The sequence below is a fragment of the Petrotoga sp. 9T1HF07.CasAA.8.2 genome, assembly GCF_002895585.1.
Taxonomy (GTDB): domain Bacteria; phylum Thermotogota; class Thermotogae; order Petrotogales; family Petrotogaceae; genus Petrotoga; species Petrotoga mobilis.
Window position 1 is genome coordinate 458 of the sequence record NZ_AZRI01000052.1, and the last position, 983, is coordinate 1,440.

At 33.2% G+C, this 983-nt stretch carries 1 protein-coding gene; it reads left to right on the forward strand.

Going from position 1 to position 983, the window contains the following annotated elements:
• Window positions 1-355 precede the first annotated feature (355 nt).
• Window positions 356-983, forward strand: a 628-nt coding sequence (locus tag X925_RS10205) for a hypothetical protein (RefSeq protein WP_121959887.1), incomplete at its 3' end; no start/stop codon positions are given.

Below are 983 nucleotides of genomic sequence, written 5' to 3' on the forward strand. Positions count from 1 at the left end.
TTTTGAAAAGCAGAAAAAGTTAAAAACATTTTTTTAATCATTCATAGCTGTTTTAACTATGCTTAAGAAAAAGGTTTCTTATAATCGAATATCTTATTGTTTATTTCTATCATGGCTTAAAGAATTTTCTATAAGTTACTTGTTTTTATTCACTTCTTAATATAAACTATTATATGATATAAAAAAATTCTTGAAAAAGGGACAAAATAAAATGGGATAAAGTAGGGACACGTACAGTTGTTCTCAGATAAAAAGGAGAGAGAAATCTCTCCAAGTTAGTTGGCAGTTGGTTGGCACTCATTTTAAATTCCTGATATTTTTATTATCTATCTGTACAGGGGAGGAGATTTTACATATGGGTATGGGAAAACCAACAATAGAACAGAAACGACTGGATGCTGATCTATGGATAATTCTGATTACAACTTTTGCAGCTCTTGGAATATGTATGGCTTTCCAAAGCCAGTTTAACAACGTAGTCAAGAATGTGCATATACCCATTTTGTTAAGAACTTTGATTGCTGCCATATGTCAATTTAGTATCGCCGGATTAGGAATTAGCATAGTAGCAATTTATAGAAAAGAAAGCTTTTTTTCACATGGTTTAAGGTTAAAAGGTACTTTGATGTCCATTGCCCTCTGCGTAATTTGTTTTGTTCCACATATCATTTTTTTAGCTGTAACACAACAGATAACAAGTTATTTACCTTTTCAGGCTGTATGGATGACGAAAGAGGCTCTATCGAGCGGGTTCCCCGTTAATATAGTGACAATGTTAATTATCGCAACAGCGTGGGGCTTTTTTGAGGGCTTTAACTATGTGGTAATCAGCGATAAAATTAATCTGCGGTTTCCCTCGAAAAACAGATTGCTCAATTGGGGTGCGATTTTTTCTGCGATAGCGTGTATTTTAATACACGGTATGATAGGTGTTACCCTTGAAGGTTTCATTGAAATGTTAACTGTAATTATCATTATTTATG